Annotated in this window: 4 protein-coding genes; 3 read left to right on the forward strand and 1 reads right to left on the reverse strand. The window is 67.2% G+C overall.

Annotated elements, in window-relative coordinates:
* Positions 1 to 15: 15 nt before the first annotated feature.
* Both VEG08_12165 and VEG08_12170 read left to right on the forward strand, forming a co-directional pair.
* Complete coding sequence (locus tag VEG08_12165) at positions 16 to 165, forward strand: zinc-binding dehydrogenase (GenBank protein ID HXZ28738.1); 150 nt, start codon at positions 16 to 18, stop codon at positions 163 to 165.
* A gap of 48 nt (positions 166 to 213) precedes the next feature.
* Positions 214 to 759, forward strand: a complete 546-nt coding sequence (locus VEG08_12170; protein HXZ28739.1) for an NADH-quinone oxidoreductase subunit B family protein — start codon at positions 214 to 216, stop codon at positions 757 to 759.
* A 5-nt stretch (positions 760 to 764) separates the two neighbouring features.
* Here VEG08_12170 and VEG08_12175 read toward each other — a convergent pair whose 3' ends face one another.
* Positions 765 to 1490 (reverse strand): hypothetical protein, encoded by a 726-nt coding sequence (locus tag VEG08_12175; protein HXZ28740.1) that lies wholly within the window; start codon positions 1488 to 1490, stop codon positions 765 to 767.
* Positions 1491 to 1604: 114 nt separating this feature from the next.
* Between VEG08_12175 and VEG08_12180 the strand changes: the two genes are divergently transcribed.
* Positions 1605 to 2031: hypothetical protein (locus tag VEG08_12180; GenBank protein ID HXZ28741.1), on the forward strand; the 427-nt coding region annotated here is incomplete at its 3' end.

The following is a 2031-nucleotide window of genomic DNA, read 5'->3' on the forward strand; positions in this document are numbered from 1 at the left end:
TCTTACATGGGCACGATGGGCGAATTGCACGAGGTGCTGGGACACGTCTTCAGCGGGCGGCTGAAGCCGGTGGTGGACAAGACCTATCCCCTGCGCGAGGCGCGCGCCGCCCACGAGCGCCTGGAGAAAAAAGAGCAGTTCGGCAAGGTGGTGCTGAATCCCTAGCGCGGCCGTTGGCATCTGGAAGAGTGGGCGAATAGAATGGGAGCCCCTATGGCTGAGGCAGAGAACGCCGATCCGAGCCCGGTGAGCCGCGCGGTCACGCTGAACTACGGCAGCGACGTGCCCGAGGGCGTGCTCCTGACCACGCTCGACAAGGCGGTCAACTGGGTGCGCAAGAGCTCCATCTGGCCCATGACCTTTGGCCTGGCCTGCTGCGCCATCGAGATGATGTCCATGGGGGCCTCGCGCTTCGACATCGCGCGCTTCGGCGCCGAGGTCTTCCGCCCCTCGCCCCGCCAAGCCGACCTCATCATCATCGCCGGACGCGTCTCCAACAAGATGGCCCCGGTCATCCGCCAGCTCTGGGAGCAGATGCCGGAGCCCAAGTGGGTGATCTCCATGGGGGCCTGCGCCACCTCCGGCGGGGTCTTCCAGAACTACGCCCTGGTGCAGGGAGTGAACCAGGTGATCCCGGTGGACGTGTACGTCCCCGGCTGCCCGCCGCGTCCCGAGCAGCTCATCTACGCCATCATGGTGCTGCAGGACAAGATCATGAAGGAGCGCGGCAGCTTCAAGGAAGCACTGAATCTCGGGTAGCGGAGCTACTGTCCCAGCAGAAAATTCAGCCGCCGGCGGTCGCCGCGCCGCACCTCGACCAGGTTGACGGTCACGCCTTTTTCCGGCTCGCAGCGTTGCACCGTTCCCTTGATGCGCAGGTCGAAGTCGGGGTTGACCAGCAGGAGCTGGACCGCGATCTGCAAGGGCAGCTTGGCGCTGGCGCGCACGTGGCAGAGGCTCTGAGACATCTCGATCACCTCGCCTTCCACCGGCTCCACGCTGCCCTCGCTGGGAATGATGTGAGCGCGGAAGCCCTGCGGCTTGACCGGCCCGCCCGCCCCGATCCCAGCTTTCTCCTGGATGCCGGTGCTGATGGGCTCGTACTGCTCCTCCAGTTCGGCCAGGTTGATGTCCCAGATCCACTTGTCGGGTTCGACGCACTGCACGCCCATCTGGTCGGCCTGCGGCGTCCCCGCTTTGCCGATCCACATCACCCGGTACAGCGCGCGTTTGCCGCCCCGCTCCAGCATGAGCACCTGGCCGGCTTGCGGCACGCCCTTCACGCCTCCCAGGCGGGCGCCCTTCTGGGAAAGGTCGAAGGTGCAGGCCATCTGGAAGGCGGGCTTCTGCCCCTCGTTCCAGGGAGAGACCTTCACCGGCAGCACGATCTGCACGCGCTTTTCCAGCTTCATGATCGAGGGTCCGAGTTCCGGGTCCGAAGGGGAGGAGCGGCCGGTGAGCCTGGGAGCGACGGCCGAAGAAAGCGGCATAGTTCTATCGTCCCATGACACGGATTGCAAGGGAATAATGCGGTCGTCACGCCGGCGCGCGGCCCGGGACTCACGGCGCGGGGCAGCGCGGCGGTGTCGTAGAATGGCTGCGCCATGAGGCCCAGGAGCATCATCACCAGTGCGCCTTGTCGCGTGGACCTGGCGGGCGGCACTCTCGACATCTGGCCGCTCTACCTCTTCCATCCCGGGGCCTTGACCGTGAACCTGGCGGTGGATATCGAGACTACCTGCCGCCTGACGCGGCGGCCCGGCCGCCGCATCCGCCTGCGCTCCCGCGACACCGGCCGGGAGGAGAGCTTTGCCCGCCTGGACGCCCTGCTCCGCGCCCGCAGCTTCCGCCATCCCCTGGCCGCTCACCTGGTGCGCTTCTTCACGCCCCAGGGTGGCCTCGAAGTGGAAACCGATTCCGAGTCACCGGCGGGGGCGGGCATCTCTGGCTCCTCCGCGCTGATGATCGCCACCACCGCCGCCCTGGCGCGCTTCACCGGCCGCCGCCTCTCCCGCGAGCAGATGCGGGTGG

It is taken from the genome of Terriglobales bacterium (genome assembly GCA_035624475.1).
In the GTDB taxonomy this organism is placed as follows: Bacteria; Acidobacteriota; Terriglobia; order Terriglobales; family Acidobacteriaceae; genus DASPRL01.

What these genes read in the sequence shown, in the direction of transcription:
- VEG08_12165 (HXZ28738.1), top strand. Translation starts at nt 16, where the DNA reads ATGGGCGAATTGCACGAGGTGCTGGGACACGTCTTCAGCGGGCGGCTG.
- VEG08_12170 (HXZ28739.1), top strand. Translation starts at nt 214, where the DNA reads ATGGCTGAGGCAGAGAACGCCGATCCGAGCCCGGTGAGCCGCGCGGTC.
- VEG08_12175 (HXZ28740.1), bottom strand. Translation starts at nt 1,490, where the DNA reads ATGCCGCTTTCTTCGGCCGTCGCTCCCAGGCTCACCGGCCGCTCCTCC.